This is a genomic window from Massilia pseudoviolaceinigra (assembly GCF_030846505.1).
Lineage (GTDB): Bacteria > Pseudomonadota > Gammaproteobacteria > Burkholderiales > Burkholderiaceae_D > Telluria_A > Telluria_A violaceinigra.
Window position 1 is genome coordinate 14,724 of the sequence record NZ_JAVCWL010000046.1, and the last position, 25,602, is coordinate 40,325.

A 25,602-nucleotide genomic window follows, 5' to 3' on the forward strand; every position below is an offset into this window, starting at 1 on the left:
CAAGCAATTGGGTGGCGGCTCCTTGTCCCCACCCTGGTTCTATTTCTTAACCCGTTGTCGGGCGAATCAGCACATCGGGTTCGAGCAGGCGCAGGAAACCGACATGGCTGCCCGGTAACTGGCGCACGATGCCCTGCTCCCACAGTTCGTGCGGCAGGGCGGCGACGTCCTGCGCATCAGCGGACAGCAGAAGCGCCAACTCGGGTTCCAGCGATGCCAATGTCCGCGTCCTGGCCAGAAAACTGCGGCCGGACAGGAAGGCGTGCTGCAGCCGGTAATGGCGCCACTCACCGTACAGCGCCGGGAAACGCTCGCGCAGGTCGGCTTCATCGGCAACCTCCATCGCGGCAGCCAAACCGGCCTCTCGATTGAAATCGCGGAAGAAATCCATGAATTCGCGAAACAGCCCTGCTCCATCGAATACGCGGGTCTGCAAATTTGGATCGAGAAAAATGAGCCGGTCCACTCCTTTGGACAGCGAAGGATGCCGCTCCAGCAAGGCCGCCAGCATCTCTGCGCCAAGCGAATAGCCGCCAAGCCATAGAGGACGGTCGTCATCGGCAGTGAGCATGCGCTGCAAGGCCTCCAGCAGCGCCGCTTCCAGCTCCGGCACTGACAGCCCGGCCGCAGCTTCCGGCGCCACTGTCAGCGCCGATGTCGTTACCCTGCCCGACCAGCGCTCGGCCAGGGCTTGCAGCTCCTGCAAGCTCCCCATCGCCGGCGGTAGCAAGACCAGCTTCGGCGTGGCGGGCTGGTCAACACTCAGGAAGCGCTCCTCGAGCACTGGGCCAGGAGGGGTTCCGGACATGCCAAGGCGCGCCTCGATCAGAGTCCACTGTCCGCCGACGGTGGAGTTGCGGAACACATCGACCGGACTGAACGCAACGTCGAAGCGGATTTCAATGTGTCTGGCCAGCCGGACAGCGCTCAACGAGGAGCCGGAGACCAGGAAAAAGTCGGAATCTTCCGTCAGTGGTCCTTGATAATCCAGGCACTGCCGCCAACAGGCAATCAAGGTCCGCAGGTCCTCACCCAGCGATTCTTCCTCTACGGCCGGGCCGGCGCGTTCGCGCCAAGCGTGAAACAGCGCCACGACCCCTGGCCGGTCCAGCTTTCCGGTATCGGTACGCGGCAGCCGTTCCACCGGGAAGACCGCCGACGGCAGGTGTGAGCGGGTGTAATAGCGGGCCAGGTGCTGTTGCAACCCGGCCAGATTGCCTGCCTCGCCTTCTAGCGCCAATACAAGACAAGCTTCCGCCGTTCCGGCCCAGGCCACGGCAGCAGCGGCCGCCATCACGCCCGGATACTGCCCGGCCTTGCCTTCCAGCTCTCCCAGGCCGATAAAGTTGCCGCGTACCTTGCAGCTGTCGTCCATTCGGCCTTTGAGGTAGAACAGGCCGTCCCTGCCGGCCATTGCCATGTCGCCGGTGCGGAAAAATGGCCCGTTCTCGTCCTGACCAAACCTGGCAGCCGTCTGTCCGGGGTCATCCAGATAGTTGTGTTGGGCAAAGTCGCCGTAGATCAGCAGCTCGCCCCATTGCCCGGGACGGAGCCGGCGGCCTTCGGGGCTGACCACGGAGAAGGCCACATGCGCGAACGGCGAGCCGATCGGCAGGACCGTTCCGGCTGCGGCCTGGCTGCAGTCGACCATCGATGCCGCAATGCAGGTTTCGGTCGGGCCGTAGCTGTTCCAGATCTGCATGTGCTGGCGCAGTTGGCCGATGTCGCCGGGGGCCAGGAAGTCGCCGCCGCTGATGCAGACCTTGGGCAGGGGCTCCAGGTTCGGCATGCGGTTCCACGCTGCCAGCAGCGCCGGCGCCGCCGAGATGACGGCGGGACGGCGGCTCGTCAAGAACGCCCGGGCCTTGCGCTCGTCCAGCAGACTATAGCGATCGACCACCAGGCTGGTACCCTTTAGGGCCCAGGCCAGCAGGACTTCTTCAAGATAACCATCGAAGCTGGGCGAGAACTGCTGGGTGACCCGCAGCCCGGTTTGCAACTGCAGCCGCTCGGTCAGCGAGTTCACGTACTCGGCCACTGTTTTTGCGGCAACGCAAATGCCCTTGGGCTTGCCGGTAGTGCCTGAACTGTACAAGATCCAGGCGATCGGGTTGTCGTCGGAACGCTTGACGCTGGCGAAAGCCTGCCAGTCCAGTGGGTCGGGCGTGATGGTCTCGCGGCACGTATCGATCACGAGATCCGGTCCGGCATGGCGCAGCACTTCATCCACCCGGGCTTCGGGAGTGCCGCTTTCCAGGGCCAGATAGGTGGTCCTAGTCAAGAAGCAAGCCGCCAGGAAGGCCTGCATTTGCCGTCCCGTTGGCCCCATGATCAGGGCGCGACGGATGGCGTGGGTGTTCAGGCGTCGGGCATATGCCGCCGTCAGGGCGGCAAATTCATGCCAAGTCACTTCACCTGCGTCGTCGATCACGGCCGGCTGGTTGCCGAGGGTGAGGAAGTTCTGGCGCAAGATGGCGTCGATCTGGCTATAGGATGCCTGCCGCTGCGCTGGTTGCCATGCTTGACCCGCGCCCAGCCAGGTGTCGACACGCCAGTTTGCCGGAGGCTGGGCCAGCACATGCTGCAGCAGAGCGCGGTAACTGGCGGCGATCGCGTCGATCTGCGCCGCGGAGAAGGCGGCGCACTGGTATTCCAGAGCCAACCCACAAGCGTGCTTGCCCTGGCTGACCGCCAGGCTCAGCGGTCCCTGGGCCTCGACTCCACCCATAGGCTGGCCGGCTGTTTCTACATTGCGTGACTCCAGATAGGAGTAGGCGATATTGAGCAATGGATTGTTGCCGAAGCGCCGCGGATCGCGCTCCAGCAGGAGAAACACTTCCTCGACCGGGAAGAACAGCTTGTCCATCACCGCCCATTGGTCATCGGCCAGTTGTCGGACATACTCGTCGAAGGTTTGTCCATTCTGGCCCAGGCGGAAGGCGCAGGGCACAAGAGAAACAAACATGCCAATCGTATCGAGCCCCTGCCGGGCGCCGTAGGCGTTGGCGACCGAGACGGAGAATGCATCGCTGCTCCCTTCGCGCGCCACGACCAGGCCCCACAGCGCCAGGAAGAAGACCGCCGGAGACAGGTTCAGCATGGCACACAGCCGTGTAGCGCCGGCAAGTTCGTCGGACGTGAGCTGCCAATCGATACTGGCCATGGTGCCACCGGCTTCCACGGCGCCATGTCCGAAAGGATCGAACTCCAATCCTTCCAGATACGCCATCCAGAACGCCTGGGCCGAGGTCCACAGCGGCAGCCGGCGGGCTTCGGCCAAGGCAGCGGCATAGTGGCGGTAGCCGCGCTCGACGGGCGGCAAAGGCTCCTGGCGTAACAGCCGTTCGAACTCATCCCGCAGGGTAACCGTTGCCGGTTCGTCGACCAGGATGTGGTGGATCTGCAGTCGCAGGCAGCGGTCGGCCGGATCGCCCTCAAAATAGGCCCTGAGCAATGGGCCTTGCTCCAGCATGAAGGCGCGTGTCCGCAGCCGCTGCCAGTCATCACGGGCCAGCAGCACCTGCCCGACCGGCACGGATGGCAGCACTTCTGCATACGGGTCGCCGTCGTGATCAACCCGATAACGGGTGCGTAAAATGTCGTGGCGTGACAGCAGCGCTTCCAATGCCCGCGTCACCGATTCGTCCGTCACCCCGGGCGGCAACGGAATGTCCATCTCCAGCAGATACGCCAGCGATTCCGGGTATAGCCGGTACTGCGCATACAAGCGCGCCTCCTGCGCCGACAACGGGCCTCGGGCTGGCGAGCTTGCAGGCAGGGTTGTCAACAGGCTCTGAAAGCTGAGAATGTGGGCGCTGGCTGGATCAGCCAGTCTGGAATCGACCAGTTGCGCCAGGCCCGCGATGCTGTCATGGCGGAAAAATTCCAGTAAAGACACTTCCGCCCCCAATGCCTGCCGCAGGTCGGCCAGCATGCGCGCCGCGCGCAACGAGTGCCCGCCTAGCGCAAAGAAGCTTCTGTCCACCGATACGGTTGCAGCATCGAGTTCCAGGTGACGTGCCCAGCAAGCCGCCAGCCAATGTTGGGTGGCGCCTTGCGGCGGCACGACCTCACTGGCGACTGTGTCATCGAGCAGGGTCTTGAACTGGCGGCGATCGAGCTTGCCGTTGCGCGTCAGCGGCAGTGCAGCCACCAGCGCGATCCGGCCGGGCACCATATAGGTTGGCATCCGGCTGACCAAGGCATCCCGCACGGCCTGTTCGGTCAGGCTGGCGTCATCGGCGGCGACGAGCGCGCCGAGAATGGCATGGCCGCGCTGGTCGGTCAGACCGATCACCGCGGCCTGGGCGATGCCGGGCAGCTCCCGCAGGCACTTCTCGATAGTGTCGAGCTCGACTCGAAAGCCGTTCACTTTCAGCTGCCGGTCGCGTCGCCCCTGGATTTCCAGCTCGCTGTCGACATTCCAGGAGCAGATATCGCCGCTGCGATAAAAGCGGCCTTGCAAACTGCCGTTGTCGAGTTCGATGAACGCCTTCGCAGTAAGGTCTGGTCGGTTGAAATAACCCAGACCCACCCCTACTCCGCCGATCAGCAGTTCTCCAGCCACACCGATGGGGCAAAGCTCGACCGTGCCAGAAAATACCACTGCGCACTGATAGCCGCCGAAGGGCTTGCCGATGCTAATGCGCTGCCCGTTGTGGTAAATCGGCGCCCACGTGGTGAGCACGCCGGTCTCGCTGGGGCCATACACATGGAACAGTTCATAGTTGTGCTTCTGAAAGCTGCGTAAACTTTCGCCACCGAAAAACAGCTGCTTCAAGCTGGGAATGTCGCCTTGCGCCATGATGTCCTCGGCCAGCACCGTGGTGACAAACAACTGGTCGATCTGGTGTTCGCTCAAGAAATGGACACACTTGCGCGCATCGATGCGGGCTTCTTCCGGCACCAGGACCAGTGTAATGTCGAGCATCATAGCCTCGACACACTCCAGCACAAAGTAATCGAAAGCATGGTTCGCCATCGAGGCGACGCGTGATCTGGCGGAACCGTACAGTGCACGCTTTTCCTGTGCCAGGTTGAGCAGGGCACGATGACTGGCGATGCAACCCTTGGGCTTGCCTTCACTGCCCGATGTCATTACCACGCACAAGGTGTCATCGGGCTTGGACGCTTCGCCGCTTTCCAGCCAGGCTGCCGGCGCCGTCGGTACCTCGCTTGGCAGGCATGTGTCATACCTCGGCAACACGATTACCTGGCAATCGCGGGCCTGAAAGAAGCCAGCCATGTCACGGCAGTCCGCTTCCAGCAAGACCACCCTGGTCTGGTGCAAGGCCATCACACTGTCGAGTTGGGATTCGGGCTGGTTGTGCGGTTGCAGGCAGAATGGTTTGCCTATGCGCATGCAAGCAAGGGCCGCTAGCGTGGTTTCCACGCCCTTGAGGCCCACGATCAGCACGCAATGGCCCATGTCGGCCCATTGTGGCCAGGCAGAATCGTTGAGCAGGCGGTTAGTGTAGTGTGCGAGGTCGGCAAAGGTGACAGCGTGGTCACCACACTCCAGGAACGGCCTTGCGGGTCTGTCGCGCAACGACGCGGCAATGGCTTGCGCCACATTCTGGAACGGCAGAGGCCCGGCCGGCACTGGAGCGGACAAGGCTGCGATCCGCTGCTGCTCGAGCTCGGGTAACCACGGCATCGAACGCAGGGCAGCGCCGGGCTCGAACACCATGCTTTGCAGCAATAGCATGAACCGCTCGGCCAGCAGAGCAGCCAGTCCGTCATCGACCGGCTTGCCGGGAAAGTGCAGCCGCAGGCTGGTGCCTTCCGGCCCGGCCTCAATACCAATACCCAACAGATAGTCCGTCGGCGCGACTGTATCGAACGGGTCACCGGTTTCGGAGTAGGCGACCAGCACCTTGGATAACGGCGACAGTTCTCCCTGCGCCGCCTCGGGCGGCAGGTCGGCCGTCAGCTCGGCCACCTGCTTCCAGCCTGCCAGCTCGGCGCCGAACAAGCGCTTGACCGGCTGGGCCAAGTCGGTCTCGGCAAAGCGCCAAAGAGCGGGCAGCAAATGCTGCCCCGCTGGCGTGCCTTCGTTCCCTGGCACATTCAGCGCCCAGGCCAGCACGCCCTCCGTCTCCCGGCAGTGCAAATAGGCCAAATACTTAAGGCAAGCCGAGAACAGTGCCTGCCGGTGCATGGCCGATGCCGCCGCCAACGTAAAGATCCGCGTGTTGAGCGCTGGCGGCAGCGCGAACACCAGGCTTGCCGGCTGTTCCAGTCCAGCCGGCTGGCGGCTGACGGTGAAGAAGGGGCAGCCGCGATACTCGGCTGCCGACTGCTGGCGAACGTAGTCTTTCAGCGCCTGTTTTCTTGCATTCAGAGCAATAGGGTCATTCATGAACATTTCTGCGTTTTCCTGCCTAGGATTGTGGGAGCTCTGCCGTCAATGCGCCTTCGAGTAGCGACCTGAACAGCGCCTCCCAATCGGCCGTGCTGTCCACGGCGCGATAGGCAAGCGCTTCGAGCCGTACATCGAAGCCGGTTGCATGCTCGGCGATCTCGCAAGTGAGGTTCCAGTGCGCTTGGCCGCCGGCGATAAGCGGGGTCTCGAGTTGCAGGCACGGCTGGCCGGCGATACGGCCGGTAAAGCCCTCGCGCTTGAAATAGCCGAAGAACGCCGGCGCGAACAGCGCCTGCCTCGTCAATTCCGGCCAGCGGGTGGCCAGCATGTCGGCCTCGAAAAGGTAATGCCGGCACGCGGCACGCACTGCCGCGCTGACTTCGCACAGACTGGCGCCACTCAGCATTGCGGCGGGCAACCCAACCCGTACGGGCAGGACGGTCATCAGCGGCGCGATCACCGCCTGCTGTGCCAGCTGATCGCGGCCATGGAAGACCATCGAGACGAGCTGATCGGGTTGCCGTTCCAGCTGGGCTTTGAGACCGAGAAATACCGCCATAAAGAACTCGGGCAGGCTGATTCTGAGCTGCGCAGCCAGTGCCTCGATCTGCGACTTTTGCGCGGCGCCGACGGCAAATTGCCAACTGCGGGTTTGAACCGCAGCGGTGTCCGGTTGCGGCGCCGGGAGCCAGCCCCGCAACCGGTGATGCCAGTACTCGGCGTGATCATTGCGCAGGGCAGCAAACTCGGCGCCGTGGAATGCTTCGGAATAGACAGCGAGGCTGGTGTTTGGCGGGGCGTCGTCGCTGCCGGCTGCCAGTTCGTCCATGAGGCGCGCCAAACCCACCCCATCAATAACAGCGTGGGAGAAATCCAGCAGCAGCACGGGTTTCGGCCCGTCCGTCACCCAGCGGCCACGCACGTTCATGCCGTCTTCAAGCGAAAACGGCCGCATAAAGTCGCGCAGATCGTCTTCGAGCGAACCCAGTGTCTGCCGCTTCTCCAGCCGGAACATGAAACGGGGCGACGGCTGCAGGTACAGGTCGTCGTTTTCGAGCACGAAGCGTGCGCTCAGAGCCTCATGGCGAGCACATAGCGTCTGCAGCAGGTTGCGCAGGACCTTCAGGTCTGGTTCGGCATCGAAGGCCAGCGCGATGAAGCTGTTGTTGCTCAGGTCGGATGGGTTGAGCCGAACTGCCTTATAGATAGCCTTCTGTGCCGGTAGCGCACGAATCCGGCCGCCAGCCGGCAGGGCTGCGGCCGAATCGGCGGACGCCAAGCCCTGTGCGAGCTCAGCATCGATGAGCGCCGCCTGCGATGCGAGGTCGAGATGAGCAACGATCGCGCTCAGCGGCAAGCTGAGACCGAATTCCTCTCGGATGCGCGCCATCAGCGTCACCGCCAGCAGGGAATGGCCGCCGGCTTCGTAGAAGTGGGTCTGGGGGCCAAGTGCGGCCTGATTGAGCAGGACCGACCAAATACGGGCCAGACGGGTTTGCGTGCCATCGGCCAGCAGCTGGCCGGCGGGGATAGGCATGCTGACATCGGCCGGCGACGGCAGAGCCTTGCGATCGAGCTTGCCGTTGGCGGTCAGTGGGAGGGCATCGAGCCATACCAAGCTCGCCGACGCCATGAAATCCGGCAGCCGTCCCCGCAGGTGCGCACGCAGGGACTGAGCGCACGCTTCGTCGCTAACGGTGGCGGTCCCGACGAGATAGGCCACCAGCCGGGCATCTTCAGGGACGTCCTGGCGCACCATCACCACACACTCCTTCACGGCCGGGTGGGACGACAGCGCCGCCTCGATCTCGCCCAGCTCGATCCGGAAGCCGCGCAGCTTCACCTGGAAGTCATTACGGCCTACATACTCAATTTCGCCAGCGGGAAGATAGCGGGCAATATCTCCGGTGCGGTACATCCTGCTGCCTTGCGCGTGAAAAGAATCCTCGATAAATTTCTCCGCTGTCAGGCCGGGCTGGCCTAAATAGCCGCGCGCCACGCCGACGCCGGCGATATGCAGCTCGCCCGCGACGCCAACCGGGCAGGGTTGGCCGTAGGTATCGAGTATGTGGATACGAATATTGTCGATCGGCCGCCCGATCGGAATAACTCCGCGAGCGGTTTCTTCGCGACAATCCCAGGCGGTGACGTCGATCGCCGCCTCTGTCGGCCCGTACAGATTGTGCAATTCGAGCGTGGGAAAGCGCTCGCGGAAGCGGCGTACGCTGGCAGCCGGCAACGCCTCGCCACTGCAGAACACCCGGCGCAAACAGTCAACGGCTTGCGGCGCGGCGTGGTCGAGAAAGGCGGACAGCATCGACGGCACGAAGTGCATCGTCGTGATGCCGCACGTCTGGATCAGCCCGCTCAGGTAGAGCGGGTCCTTATGGCCTTCAGGCTTGGCCACCACGAGTCGGGCGCCATACATCAGCGGCCAGAAGAACTCCCAGACCGACACATCAAAGCTGAACGGCGTCTTCTGCAGCACGGCGTCGTCTGCCGTCAGCCGATAGGCTTTCTGCATCCACACCAAGCGGTTGACAACGCCGCGATGCTCGTTCATTACCCCTTTCGGGCGGCCGGTCGAGCCTGAGGTATAGATCACATAGGCAAGGCTGGAAGCGGTCACGCCGGTTTCCGACACTGGCAGATCGTCCTCGTCGACATCCGGCCAGTGCGACCGGCTGGCTTCAAGATCGACCACGGTGGCGCCGGTTTCGGCAGCATAGCCGGCCAGCAGAGCGGCAACAGTCGCTGGGATCGCCGCATGCGACAAGACGGCGGCCGGCGCCGAGTCTTGCAGCATGTAGCACAGCCGCTCGTCGGGATAATGCGGGTCCAGCGGCACATAGGCGCCTCCGGCCTTCAATACCGCCAGCAGGGCCACGACCTTCTCCAGGCTGCGTTCGGCGCAGACGCCGACGACGGCATCCGGCTTGACGCCGAAGCTGGTCACCAGATGGCGAGCCAGCCGGTTGGCCTGGCGGTTGAGTTCGGCGTAAGTCAAGCAATTGCCGCCGAATTCGACGGCGACAGCATTCGGCGTACGCCTTACCTGGGCTTCAATCAGTTCATGGAGACAAGCCTGGTCGGGAAAGGCGGCATCGGTCCGGTTCCACTGGTGCAGGATGCGCTCCCTTTCAGCCATCGGCATCGCCATGAGACGACCGGCGCGGCTGTTCGGCGCGGTGTCGAGGGCGCGTACGATGGCCTCCAGCGCCGTCTCGAAATAATCGCAAATCCGTTCGGGATCCTGGCCCTGCTCGACCTGCGCATTGAAAGCGAAGCCGTCGCCGAGGTCGTCGACATTGACGGCAACCGGATAAGTGGTACGTTCGATGATGCCGGAGTAGCCGATTCCAGCCACGGCCGACGGCTTGTCGGCCTTGAACGGCTCGGCCGAAGGCATGGGGTTGATGTGACTGTGGCGGTAGTTGAGCAGCGTCGTGAACAGCGGCGTCGTGCCAGGCAGGTGCGCCGATTTCTGCGCCAAGGCCAGCGGTGCCTGCTCGTGCTTGAGCAGCTGCATCAGGGCGTCTTGGGTATGCCACAAGCATTCGAGCACCGATTGCTGCTCCATGCGCAGGCGGATCGGCAAGGTATTGATGAACAGACCGAACGCTTCCTGGGCGGCTTCGTCCAGTTGCATGCGGCCCCCCAGCACGGTACCGAACACCACGTCGTCGCGCCCGCCGAGGCAAGCGACGACCTTGGCCCAAGCCAGATGGAAAATGGCGGCGACGCTGACACCATGTCCTCGCGCCTGCTGTCGTATCCGGCTGCCGAGATCCACCGCCAGCGAACGCCATGCATCGACCACGACGGTGTTCCCGGTCAGCGGCCGTGCCATGCCCAGCGGGGCCGGGACCGGCTCATAATCGACCAGCATGGCATCGAAGAATGCCTTGTGCCCCGCCAAGTCCTGGCCGCGTTCGAGGCTGGCCAGAATCTGCAATGGCGACACGGGCAAGAGCGGCGCCGGTTCGCGCCCAAGCAGCCTGTCCTCGATCTCGCGCTGCATGCGCTCGAGGGAAACGTGATCCACAGTCAGATGATGCAACTGGTGTAGCAATACCCATTGGCCGGTCGCACTGTCCTGGCAATACGTGCAACGCTGCAGAGGCACCACTGCAAGGTCGAAGCCTTGCCGATCGGGACGGCAGCGCCGCTTGAGCTCGGCCAGCGACTCATGGCCGGTCAATGCTTCGACCGCCAGTTCGGCTTCGCGCCAGAGCACCTGCAGCGGTTGTGTCAGCCCCTGGTGCAGAATACCGACACGCAACGCGTCGTGACGGGCAATCGTGGCCCGCAGCGCATCGAGATAGGCATGCAGCAAATCTTCCCGCTCGAAGCGGATGACTTGCCATAGCACATGGGGATCGCCTTCTGGATGGGCAAGCATATGGTAGAGCATGCCCTGTTGAATCGCCCCCCCCAGCGGTCCGACCTCCTTGATATTGGCTAGCCCTCCCGGTACTGCCGCCGCCAAGACCGCACGCTGCGCCGAGTCGAGTGCCGCCAAGGATGTCTCGGGATCGCCGCTTTGCATGGAGGGTGCCCCGGCCACCTGCGGCAGCCGTTCAAGCTGAGGCAATTGCAAGGCCAGTTGGGACAAGATCGGATATTGATACAAGGTATGCACATCGACCTCGATCCCGCGCCGCCGCAAGGCCAGCATGACATTGACGATCTGCAGCGAATGTCCGCCCAAATTGAAGAAGTGAGCGTTTCGGCCGATGCCGGTCATGCCGAGCTGCGCGGCCCAAACGTCGACCAGCATCTGTTCCTGCGGCGTTTGTGGCAGTGCAAAGTCCTGTCCCTGCCAGACTTGGCAGTCAACCGCGGGGAACGCCAGGCGATCGATCTTGCCGTTGGCCGTTAAGGGGAAGTGATCGACGAGAACGACGGCGGCCGGCCACATGTAATCAGGAGCCTTTTCCTGCATGTAGCGCCGGATGCTGTCCAGCACGCTACCTTCCGTCTGGCGATGCAACACCTGCTCGAACGCGATGACAAAGGCAACCAGGCGCTTGTTCTCGGCGCCCTCGCCCTGTGCCACCACGACCGCATCGCGTACAGCCGGGTGTTGCTTCAGCAGAGCTTCGACCTCTCCCGGCTCCACCCGGTATCCCCTGATCTTGACTTGAAAGTCGATCCGCCCGATGTACTCCAACGCACTACCTGGCCCCAGACGCACGCGGTCGCCGGTGCGATACACGCGGCCATCGGGGACCAGTGGGTGCGCGATGAACTTTTGCACGGTGAGTTCCGGACGGTTCCAGTAACCTCGCGCTACACCGGCGCCAGCGATGCACAGCTCGCCCTCGCTACCCTCGGCCACCGGGCGAAGCTGCTCGTCGAGCACGAGCAGCTTCGTCTCGGCTATCGGATCGCCAAGGAATACAGGCTGATCCGCGCGCACTTGCGCAACCGTCGACCAGATGGTCGTCTCGGTAGGGCCGTACATGTTCCAGGCCTGGGTGTCGGTCTCGACGAAGTGTTGCTTCAACGATGTCGGCATGGCCTCGCCGCCGCACAATGCACGCAAACGTTCGGCATTGCGCCAGCCAACCAGGAACAGCATGGTCCATAATGCCGGCGTCGCCTGCATTACCGTCGGCCTCACTTGTTCGATACAGCGCATCAGCTGTTCGGCATCACGTACGGTCGCTCGGGCGACCAGATGGCAGCGTGCGCCCTGCGCTAACGGCAGCCACAACTCCAGGCCAGCGATGTCGAAGCTGATCGTAGTCACCGCCAGCAGCACGTCATTCGAATCGAAGCCGGGCCGGCGCGCCATGGAATGGAGGAAGTTCGCCAGGGCTCGATGCGGAACCATCACGCCCTTGGGCCGTCCCGTGCTGCCAGAGGTGTAGATCACGTAAGCGAGGTCTTCCCCGCCGATCGCCACCGGTTCCACTGGTTCGTGCAACGCCCCTATCGGGCCGTCGATCAGCATCACCGAGGCGGCCTGTTCCGGGTCACTCGGCATACCCAGAAGCGACTGCGCCTGTTTGCGCAACGCTGTCTGCGTTAGAAGAACGCGCGCGCCACTGTCCTGCACCACGTATGCGAGCCTGTCCGCAGGATGCGAGGGATCCAGCGGCACATAGGCCGCGCCCGCCTTCAGCACGCCGAGCAAGCCCACCACCATATCGAGCGAGCGCTCGGCCAGCATGACCACGAGGTCATTTTTCTTCACACCCAGCGTACGCAGCTGCGATGCCAGCCGGGTGCTGCGCGCATTCAGCTCGCCGTAGGTAAGCACTTGATCGCCGAAAGAAACGGCGACCCGGCCAGGGGCCTTTTCGGCCTGGAGCTCGATCTGCTCATGCACCCAGCGCCCCGCCACCGGCACCGCGTCCCGCGTCGTCCGGTCAGGGCACGTATGGGCCAAACGGTTCTCCAGCAAAGAGTCAATACGCATGGCTTTCCACTTTTCCTATTTTTGATTCAATCAGTTGTCCGTTTTTCATGGTGATCAGGGCATCGGCCTCGGCGAAATACTCGTCGTCATGGGTCACCACGAAAATGATGCGGCCCTGGGCTCGCAGCAGGGGAAGCCATTCGCGATAGAAGACTGCCTTGGCGCGCGGGTCCTGATCAGCAGCCCACTCGTCGAGTACCACCAGCGGGCTTGGATCAGCCAGCAGCATGGCGAGAGACAGGCGCTTGCGCTGGCCGGTAGACAGCCTGATGTTGTCGAAGGTGCCGTCGGCATTGAGCGCGGTCTTGTCGGCCAGTCCCAGTGCGGCGATGTTGTGATTGATCGCCGCCCGCAACTGCAGCAAGGCCGGGTCGTACACCCGCCGGAATAGCCAGTTGTCACTGAAGATGGTCCTGGTCAGTTCCTGCAGCTGGCACGACGACACCACGGCGCCATCGATCTTCAGCGTTCCCTGTTCAGGGGCATACAGGCCAGCAAGGATCATGGCCAGTGTGCTCTTGCCTGAACCGTTGCCGCCGGTCAGAAAGTACGCCTTGCCGCATTCCGCTTTCAGGGAAACCGGGCCGATGCCAAAGCACTCCCCCTCGTTACCCGCGCTCGGGTAGCGAAAACGCACAGCCGACAGTTCCAGCGTCCTTATCTTGGCTGGCATCCGCCCCAGCGGGGAGCTCGCTGCGGGATGGATCGACTGGCTGAACTCGGCCATGCTGCGGCGCAAGCTTTGCAGCCGGACAAGTTCCGGCACTGCCGCCATCACCGCATTCAGCGGACCGATCAGGTAGAGCAGGATGATCAGGTACTCCTTGGCGATGACGCTGTCAAAGCCCGCGATCATGAAGGGGAACAGCAGAGCCACGGCGACCAACAGCGTGGTTAGCAGCGACTCGCCGACAAAGAAAGCGCCAAGGAAGCCGCGGTCATACCGGATCCGGAACTGCTTGAAGCGCTCGGACACCGCTAGCGCATGCTGGTAGAAGGCACGTCTTACCACTTCGCGCCGCAGCCCTTTGTAGCCCTTCTGCAGGTCTTCGACGGTATCCATGAACTCGCTACGGCTCTGCAGCGCCTGGGGCATGATGCGGTCGGCCCGTTCGGAAACGTAGTAATAAAGGGCGATCATGGGCAGCGTGCAGGCCAGCAGCAGCGCCGTTGCCGCCATCGACTTGAACGCCATCAGATAGGCGAACAGGAAGATGATGGTCAACAGGTTGGTGAAGAACGGCACAAAGGCCAGCACGCTCTTGGCCAGTTCCTGCGAGTCCTCGCCAATCACGGCCTGGATCTTGCCTGGCGAGAGCCGCTCCAAGCTACGGTAATCGGCTGCCAGCAGACGGCGGATAATCTCCATCCGCCAACCTTGGACGAAGGCATGGCCAAAATGCATGATCTGTTGCTCGGCAGCCTTGCGCGAAACGATATAGAAGTAGATGCAGCACAGCAGCAGCCCGGCGTTAGGCAGGAGGCCGGCAGGGCGGCCGTCGATGGCCTGAAGGATGCACAGGATCAGCGCGGAATTGAGAAGCCCGGACAGCACCGTCAACCCGACGACCTTAGCGACCATGAGAGACGAAAAAGTTTTTCTGCCGAAACTGTCGCTGTGGCGCGCTGCCAAGAAGAAAAACAAACTGATGGCATTGGCGAGGAAAAACAACCCGGCGGCCGCCATTGGCAGGCTCGGAGGTCCCCATACCAGCAGGTTGGGCCAATTGAGCCCGAATGCGAGCGTCGGCGCAGTTACCAGCATCAGGATCAGCGCTAGATTGCGGATTAGCAACCGGCCGGTAAAGGCAAGCCAGCTTTCTTTCTCGGCCGATTGCACCAGGCCTTCCTGGATGATCGTCGCTTCCAACCGGCTGGCGAGTTCGCCACCCTCTTTGCTGCCGGTCGGCGCCGACCACCTGCCGCGCAGTAGCCATAGCGGCAACAGCAGCAAGCCGCCCAGCCAGTACAGCGCGGCCAGCCCACTGGCAACGAGATCCCCGCTGTCAGCCACCTGCCGGTGTGGCAGTGGCCGGGGGGTGGTATTGCGCAGATGCTCGAATACAGCCCGGCCAAGATCGGCGACCTGCGGGCTGTTGCTATTACCGAGCAGCGAAACGCCTACCCCGCTCTGGGGATCGAACGCCACATAGGCGGAACCGTTCGGATTCTGGCCTGGATGACTCCAGCTTGTGGTCTTGCCTGTTTCCACGTCCCAGCCATAGGCATATCCGACAGCACTGCGCCGTTTGGCCACCTCCCGCGCGGCATACAGCGCCGCCAGGCGCTCATCGCTTCCGGCCGCCGGCGTCGGCCGGAGCAGGAACTGCAACCATCGGGCCATGTCTTCCGGCGTGCTGATCACATACCCGGCCGGTGTGTTTTGACGGTAGCGCGGAGCCGCATAGGACCGGGCGCTGGCAAAACCGATCTTGTAGCCAGGGACGCGTTCCAGCGCTTCGGGTGCCGGATCGCCGTCGACAAAGGTGTGCCGCATGCCCAGCGGCTGAAAGATCCTTTCCCGCAGCAAGACAGCGAACGGCTTGCCGGTTGCCCGCTCCGCCACCAGGCCCAACAGGCTGTAGTTCAAGGTCGCGTACTCTTCCCGGCTGCCGACCGCATGCGCGAGCGGCACATCCTTGAGTAACAAGGGCAAGCGTGCCAGCGCATCGTCCCCGCTGTCGGGGCGTAGGAGATCGAGCGTGTCCGCAGACAAGCCGCTGGTATGGGACAGCAAGTTGCTAAGGCGTACCGCCGCATAGCCGGTCTTGGGATTTTCCGCCAGCTCCGGCACCCAGCGGGTGATCGCGTCATCCCGGCTCAGGCGGCCTTCGCGTTCCAGCATCGCGATCAGCAGGCCGGTGACGGCTTTTGAACACGAAGCCAGCTCAAACGCACCGGGCTCCGCCTTGCCCAAGCGCAGGGTATGTACCTCGTTGCCGACCACCACACTCAAGCCGCCGGTGGGTACTTGCGATGCGTCCCAGCGCTGGCGTAGCTCGCCAATCATCTGGTTCAGATTGGGCCGGGGGTTGGCCGCCGGGGCGGCGTAAACGCTCAGGTTGAGGCAGAGGCTGATGACAACTGCGACAAAGCGCGACAATCCGACCTTATTCATTGATTTCGCTTTCCTATCTTGCACTGGTACCCCGCAGCTTGCGACGGGTCTGCAATGCGCGCCGTTTATCATCGAGCATGGGTTGGACGCCCGGGGCTGCCGTGCCGGCTGCCGGCTGCGGCGCCAACTCCCGGCTCAACTCCCGCAGGGAAGCGGCCTTGAACAGCAATGCCACCGGAACATCGCGGCCCATGCGGTGCTCCAGCCGCTTGGCGAACTGAATGAGATCGAGCGAGGTCGCTCCCAAAGCGAAGAAACTGGCATCAATATCCAAACCCTCGACACCGAGAAAACCCTCGAGCATCGCCCGCATTGCCTGCAGCAAGGTCTCAGCGTCGGCGTCCTGCAGCGAATCGGCACCCGGAGTTGCGCCGGTTTCCGCGCCAGCCAGCCGGGCGCCGGCACTGAACAGCATTTGTTGGGTACTGGCCTGCTTCTCGAGCACCACCCCGATCGGCAGCTTCGAAACAGCGACAAAGGGTGCTGGCGATTGCCTTGCGAGCGCCGCCATCGCCATCGCGATCCGCGCCCCCTCGGCATCGGACAGGCCCTCTGCGCGCAACTTGGCGGCAAAGCCGCGTGCCTCGCCACGTTCTTCCATGGCGATCACGATCTTGCCGACATGCCGCCCCTGCGCCATGAAGCGGAATGCCTCGCCAATCTCGCTGGCCGGGTAAGTCCGGGTCGGCAGGGGCCTGAGCGCCTCCTGCGCCAGCAGGTCGACCACTTCCGCCCAAGCCTGGCGGTAGGCCGGATGGTCGGCCCCCGCTTGCACGGCGTGGAAACTGCCGCCTTCGGCAAAGATCGACAGCCCCAGCTTCCAGTTCTGCAAAATGTCGCGCAGGCCCAGCTCCAGAAACCGGCCTTGCGGCGCCAGCAGCGACACGCTCTCCTCCAGCAGTTCGCCGGCCAGTGCGTTGAGAACCACGTCGAAAGGCCGATCGCCGAGCTCGCGGCGGAATGCCTCGCCGAACTCACGGCTCCGGGAATTGGCGGCTCCCTTGGCTCCCATACCGAGCAGCAACTGGCGCTTTTCCTCGGTGCCGGCCGTCACCCACACCTCGGCGCCCAGGTGAAGCGCGATCTGCAGCGCCGCCATCCCTACGCCACCCGCAGCCGAATGGATCAGGATGCGCTCGCCCCGCTTGAGATTGGCGGCGTGGCGCAGGGCGATCCAGGCGGTAGTGAAGGCCACCGGCACCCCGGCTGCCTGCCGGAATCCCAGGGTCGGCGGCATTTTTGCCACCACGCGCTGCGCCATGATCACATGTTCGGCAAGGCAGCTGTGGCCGGCGCACATCACCCGGTCGCCGATCTTAATCTCCGTCACTTCGCTGCCAACACGGGTTACGACGCCAGCCGCTTCCTGGCCGAAAGTCATGCTCGGGTCGACCGGCGCCGGCAGGACGCCCAACGCAATGAGCACATCCTTGAAATTGAGCCCGGCAGCCTTAACTTCGATTTCGACTTCTTGCGGACCTGGGACCTTGCGCGGCTCCATCCGGGTGACAAAGGCAAAGTTGGCCCGCTGCGTGGCCTCATCGGCAAGGCGCATCACGCTGTGACGTCTGACTTCGCCGTCCTGCAGTGCCGCCGACGCATCGACCAGCAGCAGGTCATCGATTGCCACCAACAACTCACCTGCTTCCGAACAGATTCGAACCTGCAGCAACTTACTGCCGCCAAGGTCGGTGATGTGCACGTGGCTGCGGACGTGGTCGGTCATCGGCGCGAAGCCAGTGAACGCGCCGATCGACACGGGAGCGAGCTGGATGTCTTCCTCCAGCGGTGAGCCGATCAGGCTGGCGGTGTCGAGCAGAGCGACATGCAGTCCGTTGGCCGTTGCCTCGCCGTGGTAGGCGTCAGGCAACTGCAATTGGCTGACGATCGTATCCGGCGCCAACCGGTCGACGGCGACCACGTTGCGCCAGCGGGGGCCGAAGGTCAACGCTGCCTTGGGGCTAACGCCGATGCCGTCGACCGCACGGAACAGGCTGCTGCCTGCGGCCGACACACCCGGCGATGCAGGTGCCAGATCGGCCGGGCGGATCTTGCCGGTGGCATGCCGGCGCCAGCTCTCGCGGGAGAATTCGCCTGTGCCTGAAAACAGTTCAAACGCGCTCAAGTCGGCGGCAAACGCCACTACCGCGTCGGGCACGGCCCCGTCAACGGCGACCAGCGGCTGCTCGATCGCGATATTCTTCAGTGAGAAGGCGCCGGCATCCCCGCGGGACGCCCGCAGCGCCTTGTGTACCAGCGCCACCATGCCCATTGCCGGCATCACGGTGGTCGAGTCATCCATCCGGTGTTCGTCCAGCCACCAGTCCCCCTTTGCATCGAGACTGCTGCGCCAGATAACGCCATCAGAGGACAGCGCACCCGGCTGGCCGAGCGCCTGGTCCAGCTGCTGCGCCGAGCGTGTGGCCATGCCGGATTCGGCCCAGTCATCCCAGGCAATGGCCAGTGCCCGCCTTCCCTGGCTGCGAACTAGCGCGGCATAGGCTTCCAGGCAGGCGTTTGCGGCAACATAGGCGACCTGGCCAACCTTCTCCTTGGGCAGCAGGTTGCCAAGGCTGGAGAACAGTAGCAAAGTCGGATTTCCGAGCTTGTCCAGATTGCGGCACAGGAAGCGCGTGCCGGCGACCTTGGGAGCGAGCGTGCCGATTGACTCGGCTTCGCTGCGCATTTGCATCATGGCGCCCTCGCCCCGGCCAGCGGTGTGGAACACATAATCGATCCGGCCGCCGCACTGCGCCAACTGGAAAACGGGCCCAAACGCCTTTGACAGCGCTGCTTCGTCGCCAAGATCAGCCACCAGCACGTTGACCCGGCTACCTTCACCCTCCAGCGCGATCACATGCCGCAGGAAAGCGGCGTCAGGACCATTGCCGGCGATGCGCGCCGGCCAGTCCGCTCGTGGCGGCAGTGGCCTGCGTACCTGCAGCAGCAGATGACAACGGTAGACGTGTGCAAGATGGCGCGCAATAGCCGTCCCCATGCCGCCGTTGGCGCCGGTCACCAAGACCCAGCTGTTGCGGTCAATCTGCGGCAACGTGCGCTCGAGCGGCTGCTTTTGTACTTGCGCGCTCACACGCTGGCGCCAGTAAGCCCCTTGCCGGAAAGCGCAGAACTGGCCGCCACGCCAGCCATGTTCGAGCCAGGGTTGCAACGCGCCGGCGATGTCGGCGACTGTGGCGCTGTCCAGATCGACGCATAGTGTGGCAATGTCGGTGTATTCCTCGGGCGCGATCAGTAAGGGCCCCTGCAGCAGGCTCTTCTCGGCATTCAAGGGCTCGTTGCCCTGTATTGCCGCCATTTGCGTGGCGGGGAACAGCAGGCGCAATCTAGGCGCCGGCTGCTGGGCTGAACTCCAGCGCGCCAAAGTGACCGGCAACCAGAACGCCCAGAACTGAGCCTGGCGCGCATCGAGCTCATCGAGCAGACTGGTAACGATGACATCCATCGCGGCGGACGCCTGCAACCCCTGCTGCGAGAGCCAGTCCTGCAATTGGGCGTCGATACGATCGAAGTCGCCCTCCCAGTTCGCGCACGCGATGAAGCGGCAATCCGCTTCGCGCCCGAGCGCGGCGGCCAGTGCGCGTTCCCGGTCGCTTATCTCTCGACAGAGTATCCAAGTCGCCGGTGCGGATTCGAGCCGCATGTCTTCGTCAACCGGCGCATCGATTTGCTCCCACTCCTTGCTGTACAGATGGGATCCGAAGAACAGTGACGCCACCGTCTGGCCGGCGCCGCTCTGGCCGTTGTTCAAGGGCAGACAGGCGCGACGGTTGAAGGCATGCCCTGGCAAATGGGTTCGAGGCAGGTCGGGGCTCACCCCTGCAGTTGCTTGCAGCAACGGCCATTCCAGCTTGCCGCCGTGCTCCCAGACGGTGGCCAGGCATTGCAGGATCGCGTCCACTTCCTGCCCGACGCCGCCATGGCCCAAGGTCGGGACCAGCCGGTTGGCCTCCAACCCCAGCCACTTGCGTGCATGCTGCAGCAGGTCGGCGCCGGCCCCGGCCTGCAGGTAAAGCGCGGTCGGATGGTCGGCTTCGGCTTGCTGCAGGGCCGGCCCGAGCAAGACCGGGGACAGCATCTGCCCGACCCAGTAATCCGGATCGCTCATTTCATCGGACGAGAGCTTGCGGCCCAGGGCGGTTGAGTAGATCGCGCACTGCGCGGCGCGCAGTTCATAGCCGCGCAACAGCTCGCCAAACGCACGCGCGGCGGGCTCGATCAGCGGGGTATGGAACGCGTGGGAGACGGCAACACGTTTAAAGGCAAATCCTTCCCGGTTCAGCCAAGCTTCGACCTCGGCCGCGTGTTCTTCCGCCGATGCCAGCGTCCAGGTACCGGGGCTGAGTTCCGAAACGCGCCACAACATCGGTGGAAAGTTGCCATCGAAACCCTTCTTGCGGCTGGCTGCGAAGACCGCGCCTCTGGGCATGGCTTCCATCAGCCGGGCGCGCGCCACCACCAGCTCCATGCCAGTTTCGGGACTGAATATCCCGGCGAGCGCGGCCGCCGCGAACTCGCCAAGGCTGAAGCCGCATACGCCCGCCGGCTGCCCGACCAGGCGAGATAGCCAGATGCCAAGCGCCGTGTTCAAGGCATACAGGATCGGCTGCAGATGGAGGGTGGACAGCTGCTCGGGGCGCCGTACGCAGTCGGTCAGATAGCCCGGCGCCAACGCCAGCAGTTGTTCGGCCTGTGCCAGCAGGCGTTGATACAGCTCGCCGAATTCCGGATAGCTGGCAGCCAGTTGCAAACCCATCTCTGGCGATTGCGAACCCTGGCCGGGAAATAGCCAGACCTGGCTGTCGCGAACTGGCCGGGCGCCGTCCAGCAGCGCCCACGCATCGAGTTGCCGCTTCCAGTTGGCGCTGGAGGCCGCGACAAAGGCGGCGCGGCAGCGGTATTCATCGCGGTTCTGCGCCAGCTGAGCGGCAGCGGTGGCCAAATCGGCCATGCCGGACGGATCGACATCCAGGTGCGCCGACCAGGTTTCCACCAGACTGGCAAGTGCCGCTGGGGTGGCCGCGGAAAGCGGCAGGACCTGCGGAGCCGTCTGGCTGGCAGAGGACGCGGCCGGCTCATGGTCCGGCGCCTGCTCCAGCAGGACATGGACATTCGTGCCACCGATGCCGAAGGAACTGACGGCGGCACGCCGAACCGGCTGCCGTGAAGGCCACTCTTCGGCCTGGGTCGGCACCCAAAACGGCGTCTTGTCCAGAGCAAGATGCGGGTTGGGTCGGGAAAAATGAAGTGAAGGTGGAATCTTGCCAAAACGCACGCTCAGCGTGGCCTTGATCAGTCCGGCGATGCCGGCGGCGGCGTCGAGGTGCCCCATGTTCGACTTGACGCTGCCAATGGCACAGCGGAAGCCGTCCAATTCCTCGGGCGACAGCAACTCGGTGGCGACCTTGTTCAGCGCCTCGATTTCGATTGGATCGCCAAGTACGGTGGCGGTGCCGTGGGCTTCGATCAGGCCCAGCGACGAAAACGGCACCCCGGCCAACTGGTACACCCGCGAAATCACCTCGGCTTGCCCTAACACGCTCGGGGCCTCGAAGCTCACCTTGCGGTCCGCGTCGTTGTTCATGCCCGACTCGACGATCACGGCATGGATAGGGTCGCCGTCAGCCAGTGCGTCGTCGAGCAGCTTGAGCAATACTACTCCGGCCCCGTTACCGTTCACAGTGCCATGCCCTTGATCGGAGAAGGTCTTGCAATGGCCGTCCGGCGACAGAATCATACCGTCCTGGTACAGATAGCCGCCCGCCACCGGGTCGGTGATGCAGGCGCCTCCGGCCAGCGCCATCCGGCACTCGCCTGCCAGCAGGGACTTGCACGCCAGATGCACGGCTGCCAGCGACGTCGAGCAGGCCGTCTGCACATGGATGGCCGGCCCGTTCAGCTTCATGCGGTAGGCGATCTGAGTGGCGAACACGGCCGGGTCATTGTAGTTGCCGACATCGAACATCTCGGCAATATCGCTGCTCGCGCCCGTAAATTGCTGCAGCCGCTCCAGGTTAAGCGTGGAGCCAAGAAACACGCCAGCGTTCAGCATTTCTTGGCCGGGTTTAATGCCCGCATCGAGCAAGGCGTTGTAGCAAACTTCATGCAGCACTCTTAGTTGCGGGTCCATCTTCTGGGCCTCGCGCTGTGAGTAGCCAAAAAATCCGTAATCGAAGCGATCGGCATCTTCGAGCGCCGCCTTGGCCGGCACATAGTTGGGCCGGTCCACCATGTCGGCCGGCACACCAGCGGCCAGCAGGGCATCCCGCGAGAAAAAAGACACTAACTCGCGGCCTTGCAGCAGGTTGCACCAGAAAATGCGCCAGTCCGGGCTTTGAGGAAAACGGCACGCGATGCCGATGATGGCAATTTCACTGCCGGTATATTCACGATTCATGATACTAAGCTCTCTGTGCTTTCTGCCGCCTGTTCGCCAGCCGGTCCTTGCCGGTTCTAGCTGAGGCCAGATGTTGTTCTTGGGAAATTTGGATGTGCGGCGCCGTACCGGCGCTGGCGCCTATGCCGTCAGCGTGCCGGACCCAGTTGGCGAAGGCGGCGATGGTCGAATGCTCGAATAGCACGGCCACGCCGATCTCCCGGCCAAATGCCTGCTGCAGCTGCGACTGCAGCGCGATGATCTTGATCGAGTTGCCGCCTGCATCGAAGAAGTTGACATTGGTCGCCACCATCGCGCCGTCCAGCACTTCGCTCCAGATGGCATGTATCTTGGCTTGAACCGCGTCTGCCGCCACCGGCTGGCTTGCCGGCGATTGGGTCGGTTGTGCGGCCAGCTCCAGCAGCCGCTTGCGGTCTATCTTGCCGGTGACAGTGCGGGTGAAACCGTCGACGACCACGATTCGTGCCGGCATCCATGCCTCGGGCAAATGCCGGCGAATGTGTTCTCGCAGCCTTGGCATCAACTGGTCGGACGCGGCCGAGCTATCGACGAACAGTTGCCACTGGCGCTTGCCAGCGCCAGTCACGGTCGGCAGCAGGCAGCCGGTTTTGACCTCGGCCAGCAACTCCATCACCCGCTCCAATTCCCTCGGCTCGATGCGGACACCGTTTACCTTGGCCTGGTCGTCCAGCCGCCCCAAGTACCGGAAGCCCAGGTCGGACGAGAAGATCACGGCATCGCCCGTGCGGTAGAAGAGACGGCCGTTACGCTCTACGAAACACCGGGCCGACTCGGCCGCATTGGTGGCGTAGCCGTGCGCCACCGGCAGGCCGCCGACCCGCAGTTCACCGCGAACGCCGGCAGGCAGGGGCTGACCGAACACGTCGGCGCAGTAAGCCACTGAATTCTGGACCGGCCAACCGATGGCGATCTCGTGTTCGACCGACTGAACGGCACACAGGCAGTCCACCGTGGTTTCGCTGGGGCCATAGTGGTTGCGGACTGCATAGCCCTGCTGCAGGAGTTCGTCGCGCAATCGCAGCGGCAGCTCCTCGCCGCCGAATATCCACATGCGCATGGCGGGCAGGAATGGGGCGCCCCGGATCAGCTCTGCAATGGCGCCGGGAATGAAATTGACCATGGACACCGCCTCGCGCTGCATCAGTTCGATGAACGACTGCCGTTCCTGCAAGACATGCGACGGCGGATAGATCAAGGTAGCGCCGGCGGCCAAGCTGCCGAACAGGTCTTCCACGCTGGGGTCGAAATTGAGGTCGGTCAGCCCTAGCACCCGGTCGGCCGGAGTCAGGCCGGTTTCGTTGACGAACCAGTCAAGCAGGTTTGCCACCGACGCGTTGCGGATCGAGATGCCCTTTGGCGTACCCGTGGTGCCCGAGGTAAAGATGAAATAGAACTCGTCCGCCGGACGGCGACTACGCCACAAGACCGGCTCTGGCGTCGCCGGGGCCGGCGCAGTGCCGACCGCGGCATCGAGCAGCAGGTAGCGGTTTGCGTCCGCGCCAAGTTCATCGCGCAGCGATGCACCGTCGAGCACGATACCGCACCTTGCCAACGCCAGCAGCGTCTGCTTGCGTTGCGGCGGATCCTTCGGGTTGAGATAGACATAGCTGCCACCGTTAAACAGGATGGCCAGGATTGCCTGGGTCGACAGCAAGCCCTTCTCCAGATGCACGGCCACCCGGTCGCCGGCCACGAAGCCGGCTTGCCGCAACCTGGCCTGGATTGCGCAAATGCCGATGGCGAGTTCGCCGTTGACGATGCGTCGTTCGCCGTCGATGAGGAAAACCGCTTCCGGCGAGTCGATCAAGCGCCGATGCATGCCGGCCAACACGGCGTTGATGTCGGGCACTTGCAAGTTTGTCCTCCCTTCGACCGGCGCTGCCGGATCCGCAGAGGCTAGTTTCAGGCTGATGTCGCCGATAGTGGCCGCGACCGGCATTGCCAAAAGGTCTGCCGCCAATCCTTCGAAGGCATGAAATGCCGCCTCGATGGCCTCTGGCCGGCCCTGATACTGCTCGCCGGCCCCCAGCTCGACGCGCCAGCTGTCGATAGCGGACACCGTCAGCGTCAAGCCGAAGTGGGTGGTCTCCTCGCTGTGCAGCGACAACAGGTGGGCTCCGCTGGCGGGGTCTTGCAAGCCGGAGTCGATCGGGTAGTTGTCGAATACGACGAGCGAATCGTACAGCTCGCCACGTTGACCGGCCGCTTCACGCACGGTCAGCGGTGGGGTTTTTTCATGGTGCTGGGTCTGCTGCAGGGTCTGGAACACGGCGCGCAACGCGGCCTGCACGCTCCAACTGCCGTCCAGCTCGACGATCATTGGTACGGTATTGGTGAACAGGCCGAGCGGCTGCCGGTCGGCATCGTGCGCCAGCGCGGCCTCGCGCCCGGAAAAGGCGCAGCCGAAAGTCACACTCTGCTGGAAGGTGAGTTTGGCCAGTGTCAGCGCCCAGCACAAGTAGAAGAAGCTGGCCGGCGTCACCCCGGCCTGGTGGCACAGGGCCTCGACCCCGCGCTTGCGTTCCACATTCCAGCAACTGCCGGCCCTGGCCGGCTGCGGTCGCTGGTTTGCATCGATGTCGGCGGCGCGGCGGAACAGGGGTTCAGCCAGCAACAGGGTGCCCGATGCCGCTCCGGTATCGGACATGCGCTGGAAAGTCGCTTCCCAGTGGTCGCGGCTTTTCTGCAGCGATTGCGGGTCCAACCCTTGCCATAACTGCTGCGGGTACTGCCGTGCTTCGAGTCCGGCAATCTGTTGTCCACGCAATCCCTGTACCCAATGCGAGATCAGTAGCGAGCTGCTCCAGCCATCCATCAGGATGTGATGGAATGAAAAAGCAATATCGAGCAAGCCGGCATCGGCATCATGAAAGCAGACAATGCGGAAAACTTCACGATCGAGCGCAAATGGCGCAGCTTTCGATTGCGCCAGCCAGTCCAGGCAGCGCGGCCCGACCGACGGCATGTCGGCATCCAAAGTCGTGGCGACATAGTCGAGCGCGATACGCGGCACGGCATGGATCAGTTGGTGGGGCGTGCGCAGCCGCCGCCAAGCAAAAACCGAGCGCAAGGCCGGCTGCGCCATCTGGATGCGATGCCAAGTATCGTGGATCCGGTCCAGAGACGCCTGCGCCCGCATGCGAAACGCCACGCCGATGTGATACGCGCTATTGCCATCCTTCAGGGCGTGAAACAGCAGCCCGCTCGCCTGGGGTGTTGCCTGCAGCAGTTCTTCGATGTAATTCGGTTGTGCCATG

At 63.5% G+C, this 25,602-nt stretch carries 5 protein-coding genes; all 5 read right to left on the reverse strand.

Going from position 1 to position 25,602, the window contains the following annotated elements; translation table 11 throughout:
* Positions 1-46: 46 nt before the first annotated feature.
* The 5 genes from RBA40_RS30520 to RBA40_RS30540 are packed head-to-tail and all read right to left on the reverse strand — an operon-like array spanning position 47 to position 25,601.
* Entirely contained in the window at positions 47-6,367 is a 6,321-nt protein-coding gene (locus tag RBA40_RS30520; protein ID WP_306652399.1) for an AMP-binding protein, read from the reverse strand.
* Positions 6,368-6,383: 16 nt separating this feature from the next.
* Complete coding sequence (locus RBA40_RS30525; protein WP_306652401.1) at positions 6,384-12,791, reverse strand: non-ribosomal peptide synthetase; 6,408 nt, start codon at positions 12,789-12,791, stop codon at positions 6,384-6,386.
* Positions 12,781-15,909 carry a serine hydrolase gene (locus RBA40_RS30530; RefSeq protein ID WP_306652403.1) on the reverse strand — a complete coding sequence of 1,043 codons (3,129 nt, stop codon included), beginning with the start codon at positions 15,907-15,909 and terminating at the stop codon, positions 12,781-12,783. The genes RBA40_RS30525 and RBA40_RS30530 overlap by 11 nt, the downstream gene beginning before the upstream one ends.
* A gap of 13 nt (positions 15,910-15,922) precedes the next feature.
* Positions 15,923-22,324 carry a type I polyketide synthase gene (locus tag RBA40_RS30535; protein ID WP_306652405.1) on the reverse strand — a complete coding sequence of 2,134 codons (6,402 nt, stop codon included), beginning with the start codon at positions 22,322-22,324 and terminating at the stop codon, positions 15,923-15,925.
* 4 nt (positions 22,325-22,328) lie between these two features.
* Complete coding sequence (locus RBA40_RS30540; protein ID WP_306652406.1) at positions 22,329-25,601, reverse strand: AMP-binding protein; 3,273 nt, start codon at positions 25,599-25,601, stop codon at positions 22,329-22,331.
* Between the last annotated feature and the right edge of the window lies 1 nt (position 25,602).

Excerpts from the sequence above, each read along its gene's own strand:
- RBA40_RS30520 (WP_306652399.1), bottom strand. The coding sequence starts at position 6,367 with ATGTTCATGAATGACCCTATTGCTCTGAATGCAAGAAAACAGGCGCTG.
- RBA40_RS30525 (WP_306652401.1), bottom strand. The coding sequence starts at position 12,791 with ATGCGTATTGACTCTTTGCTGGAGAACCGTTTGGCCCATACGTGCCCT.
- RBA40_RS30530 (WP_306652403.1), bottom strand. The coding sequence starts at position 15,909 with ATGAATAAGGTCGGATTGTCGCGCTTTGTCGCAGTTGTCATCAGCCTC.
- RBA40_RS30535 (WP_306652405.1), bottom strand. The coding sequence starts at position 22,324 with ATGAATCGTGAATATACCGGCAGTGAAATTGCCATCATCGGCATCGCG.
- RBA40_RS30540 (WP_306652406.1), bottom strand. The coding sequence starts at position 25,601 with ATGGCACAACCGAATTACATCGAAGAACTGCTGCAGGCAACACCCCAG.